The organism is Micromonospora sp. S4605 (assembly GCF_003176715.1).
Taxonomy (GTDB): Bacteria; Actinomycetota; Actinomycetes; order Mycobacteriales; family Micromonosporaceae; genus Micromonospora; species Micromonospora echinaurantiaca.
In genome coordinates this window covers 1-6827 of record NZ_QGSW01000494.1, presented here as the reverse complement: position 1 = coordinate 6827, position 6827 = coordinate 1, and the positions used below count along the sequence as shown (strand labels likewise).

Below are 6827 nucleotides of genomic sequence, written 5' to 3'. Positions count from 1 at the left end.
TGGCACGCGTTAGTCCAGGAGATCGCGTCTCTAGGGACTTCTGGCCTTCTCTGCCTCTCGCGACCCGCCGACCAGCGCATTCCGCCTCGCAGGACCTCCAGGCCCGCCGAATTACGTCGAACCCGGGAGCGGGGGAAGGAGATTTTGTGCCACGCCTCGACGAACCAGTCGAGCACCGGTGGCAGGGGGATCAGTTGCGGTGGGAACGAGTACACCGGCTGGCTCGCCGGCTTGAGCGCGCTGGCGAGCAGGATGAGGAACGGGCCGAGGAACAGGGCGCCGATCAGGCTGAGCAGGACGTAGAAGCCCACCGTGCGGACGGCGCGCAGGTGGATGCGCCTCGGTCGGGGCGGGGCTCCCCCGGTGCCTCTGCGTTCGGTCATGGGGTGACCGCCTTCCCGCGGGTCAGCCGGTAGGACAGGAGGGAGAAGACGACGAGGATCGCCCAGAGCACCAGGCCCATCGCGCTGGCGTAGCCCATGTTGAAGTGGCGGAACGCCTCGTCGTAGATGTAGTACCCGAGCGTGAGGGTCGCGTCCTGGGGCCCGCCCTGGGTCATCACGAAGACCGAGGTGAAGACCTGCATGGCGTCGAGTGCGGCGAGGACGGTCACCACCGCGATGTAGGGGCGCAGCATCGGTACGGTGATGCTGCGCAGCCGTCGCCATGGCCCGGCTCCGTCGACGGCCGCCGCCTCGTACAGGTCGCGTGGGACGGCCTGCAGCCCGGCGAGGTAGATCATCATGTAGTAGCCGAGCGACTTCCAGCTCTCGACCAGCACCAGGGCCGGCAGAGCCCACCCGGGGTCGAGCAGGTACTGCACCGGCTGGTCGAGCAGCCCCACGGCGCCGAGCAACCAGTTCAGCATGCCGCGCTGGTGGTAGACGTAGTTCCAGGCGATGGCGATCGCGACCATCGATGTCACCACCGGCAGGTAGTAGACGAGCCGGAACACCTTGATCCCGCGTAGCGGCAGGTTGACCAGCACCGCCAGCAGCAGCGGCACGGCGACCAGGATGGGCAGCATGCCGGCCAGGAACAGGCCGGAGTTCGCCAGGGCGGTGTAGAAGCGGTCGTCGTCGAGCATCTGTGTGAAGTTGGCGAGGCCGACGAATTCTGCCGGGGAGACCACTCGGTAGTCGTAGAAGGCGAGCTGCACGGCGGTGACCGCCGGCCAGATGTAGAAGACGGCGAGTAGGACCAGGGCGGGTAGCAGGAAGAGGTACGGGGTCGTTGCCCGGTGCTGTCGGACCTGCCGTTTCCGGCGACCGGAGTGGATTGGCGGGTGCGTCGTTTCCGCCGACGCGGGAGCCGTCATCGTCATGCCGCACATCCTCGTGGTGGTCGTGAGCCGGATCGAACCCCTTGACAGGCCAGGCGTGATGGTTAACCTTTGTCCGCAACAGGCTTTAAGGACTGCCGAAATGTTGTCCGGACCATATTTCGCCCCCCAAGGGCTGTCAAGGTCACCGATGCCGGCCCGCGCCGCCCCGTACGGCGACCTGATCATCGCCCCATCCCTAACACCACCGGGAGGTCTGTCGTGAGGGTTGCTTCGTTACTGGCCAGGGCTCTCGCCGCGGGACTCGCGCTCACCCTGGCGACCGGGTGCGTCGCCGGGACCGAGAAGGAGAAGCCCGCGGACGCCGGCACCATGGACATCGAGTTCTGGACCATCAATCTGAAGAAGAACTTCGAGAGCTACATCAACGGTCTTATCGACGGCTTCAAGAAGCAGCACCCGGATGCCAAGATCACCTGGGTCGACGTGCCGGGCAACGAGGTCAAGCCCAAGCTGCTCGCCGCCGTGGCGGCCGGCAACGCGCCGGACGTGGTCAACCTGAGCAACTCCGATCTGGAGGAGTTCGTCCCGTCGCTGACCGACCTGGGGCCGTACGTCACCGAGGAGCAGCGCAGGGCGTACGCGCCGAACCTGATCGAGTCGCTGATGCCCGACGGCACGCTCATCGCCCTGCCCTGGTACAACGGCGGCGCCCCGATCGCCATCTACAACACCGACCTGGTGTCCAAGGCCGGCCTCGACGTCAGCAGCCCGCCGAAGACCTTCAGGGAGGCGCTGGCCTGGGCGATGAAGCTGCACCAGGCGACGCCGGGCGTGTACGGCATGAATGGCATCCCGAACATCTCCGTCATGCAGGCCGAAGGTGTGCCGGTGCTGTCGGCGGACAAGAGCAGGGCCGCCTTCAACACCCCGGAGACCACGCAGCTGCTCACCGCCTGGCGGGACGCCTACCGCAGCGGCGGCATCGCCCCCGGCGCCACGGTCAAGGACGACCGCAACTACCCGCAGACGCTGGAGAACCAGCAGGTGGCATTCTCCGCCAGCGTCATGCCGTTCGTGCTGAACAACATCGAGAAGAACGCGCCGGACGTGTTCGCCAAGCTCAAGCTCGGCTCGGCGATGACCGGCAAGGCCGGCACGTACGTCCTGCCGGACCAGCAGACCTTCGTGGTGCCCAAGGGTACGCCGAACCCGAGGTTCGCCACCGAGTTCGCGCTCTACCTGACCAACGCCGAGAACCAGACCGCGTTCTGCAAGCTCGTCGCGATCTACCCGTCCACGGTCGAGTCACTCAAGGATCCGCACTTCACCACCTTCCAGCCAGGCAAGCTCACCGACGAGGCGCGCCGGATCATCGCGGAGGAACTGCCCAAGCTCCAGCTCGGATTCCTCGGTACGGGCAAGGACGACAGGCTCCAGGAACGCTGGGACGAGAACATGCGGGCCATGATCAGCGGCAGGAAGAGCCCCAGCCAGGCGCTCGCCGACGCCGAGAAGGAATGGAACGCCCTGCTCGCCGCCAAGTGACCGCGCCGGTGGCCGCCCCCGCCGCGAGGGGGCGGCCACCGACCAGGAAGGACGAAACATGTCGCAGTTGGGCGTCGGGATCATCGGAGCCGGCATCATGGGCCGGGTCCACGCGGAGATCCTCGCCGACCATCCGGCCACCCGGGTCGTCGCGGTCACCAGCCGCACCCGCGCCTCGGCGGAGAAACTCGCCGGCGACCACGGGGCACGGGTCCACCCGGACCCCGCCGCGCTGGTCGCCGACCCCGACGTCGACATCGTCGTCGTCGCCACCCCCGACCATCTGCACGCCGCGATGGTCTGCGCCGCCGCCGAGGCCGGGAAGAACGTGCTGGTGGAGAAGCCGTTCACCACCGATCCCGCCGAGGCCGACCAGGCGGTGGCCGCCGTCCGGCGGGCCGGCGTGAAGGCGATGACGCTGTTCAACCACCGCTGGGTGCCGGCGTACGCGCAGGCACAGGCACGCATCGCGGCCGGGGACATCGGCCGGCCCCGACTGGCGTACGCCCGCAAGAACGACACCCGCCACGTCCCCATCCGGATGATCCCGTGGGCCGAGGGCACCACGTGCGCCTGGTTCCTGTCCAGCCACGACATCGACCTGGTGTGCTGGATGTTCGACGACGAGGTCGAGACCGTGTACGCCTCCGCCGTCGACGGTGTGCTACGCGGCCTGGGGGTGGACACGCCGGACGCGATCCAGGCCCAGTGCCGGTTCCGGGGCGGCGGCGTCGCCACCTTCGAATCGTGCTGGACCTATCCGGACACCTTCCCCACCATGACCGACTCCTTCGTGGAGATCGTCGGTGAGCGGGGCGTCATCCACCTCGACCGCAAGTGCGAGCAGATCGAGATCGCCACCGAGGACGCCTACCAATACCCCCGCAACCTGCTGGTGCGCACCGTGCACGGGGTGCCGGCGGGGGCGGTGCGGGACGCGATCTGGCACCTGGTCGACGCCGTACGTCACGACCGGGAACCGCTCGTGACGCTGGAGTCCAGCCGGCACGTGACCGCCGTGCTCACCGCCGTCCACCGCTCGATCGCCTCCGGCCGGCCGGAGGTCGTCTGACATGTCGCTGGTGGAGAAACCGCCGCACGTAGACGAGGAGCGCATGCGGCACATCACCGCCGACGCGCTCGCCGCCGCGGCGCGGGTGGTGGATCTGCGCGCCCATCTGGACTCGCGTACCGATGTCGCGCCCGTGCGCGACCCGCTGCGGTGGGCCGCGCAGGTCGCGGACACCCCGCGCGCCAGCGAGGTGCTGGCGGAGGCCGAGAAACTGCTGGACCAACCCGTCGACTTCCTCGATCCCACGCACGGACGGTCCGGCCTGTACGGCTTCCACTACCTGTACTGGGCGAATCCCCTGGTGCAGGGGTACGCGCTCACCCGCGACCAGCGCTACGCCGAGCGGTTCGCGGCGATCCTGGACGACTGGTACCGCGACCGTGACCAGGTACGCGGTGAGTGGCCCGGGCTGGATGTCGTCTGGTACACGCTCGGGGTCGCCAGCCGCTCCCAGGTCCTGATGGCAGCGTTGCACACGCTCGGCCACGAACTCCGTGAGCGGACCTGGCACCGGCTGGTCGCCACGCTGCTTGGCGGGGCCCGCTGGTTGGCCGAGGAGCACGACACCTTCCGGCACGGCAACTGGCAGCTCGCCGGCTGCGCTGTGCTCGCCGAGATCGCCGCGTTCCTGCCCGAGTTCGCCGAGGCGGCGGCCTGGGCCGCGGTGGCCCGCGCGCGGCTGCATGAGCACCTCGTCCTAGATGTGTACGCCGACGGTGGACACTACGAACGCAGCCCCTCGTACCACCTGATGTGCCTGGCTGCGCTGCAGAACGCCGCGCTGCGCGACGACAGCCTGCGCGTCCACCCGCGGCTGCGCGCGATGCACGACTGGCTGCTGGCGATGACCACCCCCGGTGGGGTGATCCCGCCGTTCAACGACTCCCACCTGGCCCACGTCGCCGAGCCGCTGCTGCGTGGCTGGCACCTCTACGGCGACCCGGCGTACCTGGCCGTCGCCCGGCGGCACCTGCCGCCCGAGCGGATCGCCGAGACCCTGGCCTGGCTCGAACCGCGGGACCTGCCCGCCACGTCACCCGAGCCGGTCCCCGGTCCCTCCGTCGTCCTGCCGCAGAGCAAGTTCGCGGTGCTGCGCACCGGTGGGCACCACGGCGTGGTCAACTGCGGGCCGTACATCGAGCACGAACTGGAGAGCCACAGTCACCACGCCGCGCTGGACCTGGTGATCTGGGGGCACGGCGCGCCGTTGGCCTGGGAGGCCGGCGGGCCGGACAGCTACGACGACCCCCGGTACCAGAGCTGGTACCGCGCCACGCGGGCGCACAACACCATCCGCGCGGGCGAGCGGGACGTCGGCGAGGACCACGACGCCCGGATCGAGACGCAGGTGCTGCTGCCGGAGTGCGACCTGCTCGTGGCCGCGCACCCCGGCTGGGGCGTCCCGCACCGCCGGTCGGTGCTGCTGCTGCGCGACGACCCGGTCTACTGGGTGGTGGGCGACGACTACCAGGGCGGCCCGTACGAATGGCGGCTCGGCGCGCTCGCGCTGTGGACCGGTGACCCCGCCACGGGCTTGCACCAGGAGGTCGGCCCCGGCCTCCTCGTGCTCCCGGTGGGCCTGCCGGCGGCGGTACGCACCGACACCGGTCCGACTCGCGTCCCCGATGGCGCCGGCGGGCCCACACCCGCGACGCTGCACGGGCTCACGCTGCACTACCCGGCCGGCCGCACCCGGCACGTGCTGGTGCCGTACGCCGTGCACCGCCCGGAGGTGACCCTGTCGCAGGGCGGCGACCAGGTGCTGCGCGTCGCGCATTCCCGGGGCGTGGACCTGCTCGGGCCCACCTCGTTGGTGCGGCTGCGCGCCGGCCGGCTCCGCGCCGCGGCGGCCTGGGCTGGCGAGGCGATCCGGCACGACGGCCGGCACCTGGTGCGGGGCGGGGCCGACACGCTGGGGCTGAGCATCGTCGGGCGCCGCTGGACGGTGACCGTGGACGTCGCCGGCCGGCGCCACGTCTGGGTGGCCGCGCAGGGCCGCACCCGGCTCGACGGCGTGCCGATCAATCCCGCCGTGACCGACGGCGGGAGCCGGATCACGCTGCCGGCCGCGGGCCGGTGGACGGTGGAAATCGACTGCGAGGGGGACGTATGACAGACAGCTGGCCCACCTGGCCGCAGTGGACGGAGGCCGACCTCGATGCGGTCCGGGCCGTGCTCGACTCCGGCCGGTGGAACGGGGTGGACGCGCCCGCAGTCACCGCCTTCGAGCAGCGCTGGGCCGCGTCCACCGGCGCGCGGCACGCGCTCTGCGTCGCCAACGGCACGGACGCCCTGCTGCTCGGGCTGCGCGCCCTGGGGATCGGGCCCGGCGACGAGGTGATCGTGCCGGCGTACACCTTCCTCGCCACCGCCACCGCGGTCGCCCTGGCCGGCGCTACGCCGGTCTTCGCGGACATCGACCCGGACACCTACTGCCTCGACCCGGCGGCGGTCGACGCCGCCGTCACCCCACGGACCGCGGCGGTCATCGTGGTGCACCTCGGCGGGCACCCGGCGGACCTCGACGCGATCGGCGCGCTGTGCCGGCGGCGCGTGCTGGCGCTCGTCGAGGACGCGGCGCACGCCCACGGCGCCCGGCACCGCGACCGGCCGGTCGGGGCGCTCGCCGATCTCGGCTCCTGGTCGTTCCAGGGCTCCAAGAACCTGACCGCGGGCGAGGGCGGCGCGCTGACGACCAACGACGACGCCCTCGCCGAGCGGATCCGCTCGCTGCGCAACCAGGGCCGGGTGACCGGGGGCGCCTGGTACGAGCACCATGTCCTCGGCTGGAACTCGCGGATGACGGCGATGCAGGCGGCGCTGCTCGGCGTGGGCCTGGACCGGCTGCCCGACCAGGTACGCGCGCGCGAGGCCGCGGCCGGCTACCTCGACGAGCAGCTGAGCGGCATGGTGACGCCGCAGGGG

The 6827-nt window shown here is 70.9% G+C and carries 5 protein-coding genes and 1 pseudogene; 4 read left to right on the top strand and 2 right to left on the bottom strand.

Annotated features, from left to right (window positions below; translation table 11 throughout):
* Both DLJ47_RS36540 and DLJ47_RS35270 read right to left on the bottom strand, forming a co-directional pair.
* A pseudogene (locus DLJ47_RS36540) lies at window positions 1–383 on the bottom strand (hypothetical protein); the annotation flags it as partial.
* Window positions 380–1324: a carbohydrate ABC transporter permease gene (locus tag DLJ47_RS35270; RefSeq protein WP_199236144.1), complete on the bottom strand. Its 945-nt coding sequence runs from the start codon at window positions 1322–1324 to the stop codon at window positions 380–382. The pseudogene DLJ47_RS36540 and the gene DLJ47_RS35270, both read right to left, overlap by 4 nt.
* A gap of 219 nt (window positions 1325–1543) precedes the next feature.
* Between DLJ47_RS35270 and DLJ47_RS35265 the strand changes: the two genes are divergently transcribed.
* The 4 genes from DLJ47_RS35265 to DLJ47_RS35250 all read left to right on the top strand — a co-directional run.
* Complete coding sequence (locus DLJ47_RS35265; RefSeq protein ID WP_146228282.1) at window positions 1544–2830, top strand: ABC transporter substrate-binding protein; 1287 nt, start codon at window positions 1544–1546, stop codon at window positions 2828–2830.
* 58 nt (window positions 2831–2888) lie between these two features.
* Window positions 2889–3902 carry a Gfo/Idh/MocA family protein gene (locus DLJ47_RS35260; protein ID WP_109906709.1) on the top strand — a complete coding sequence of 338 codons (1014 nt, stop codon included), beginning with the start codon at window positions 2889–2891 and terminating at the stop codon, window positions 3900–3902.
* A 1-nt stretch (window position 3903) separates the two neighbouring features.
* Window positions 3904–6015 (top strand): heparinase II/III family protein, encoded by a 2112-nt coding sequence (locus DLJ47_RS35255; RefSeq protein ID WP_109906707.1) that lies wholly within the window; start codon window positions 3904–3906, stop codon window positions 6013–6015.
* Window positions 6012–6827 (top strand): DegT/DnrJ/EryC1/StrS family aminotransferase (locus DLJ47_RS35250; RefSeq protein WP_146228281.1); only part of this gene is annotated, 816 nt, incomplete at its 3' end. The genes DLJ47_RS35255 and DLJ47_RS35250, both read left to right, overlap by 4 nt.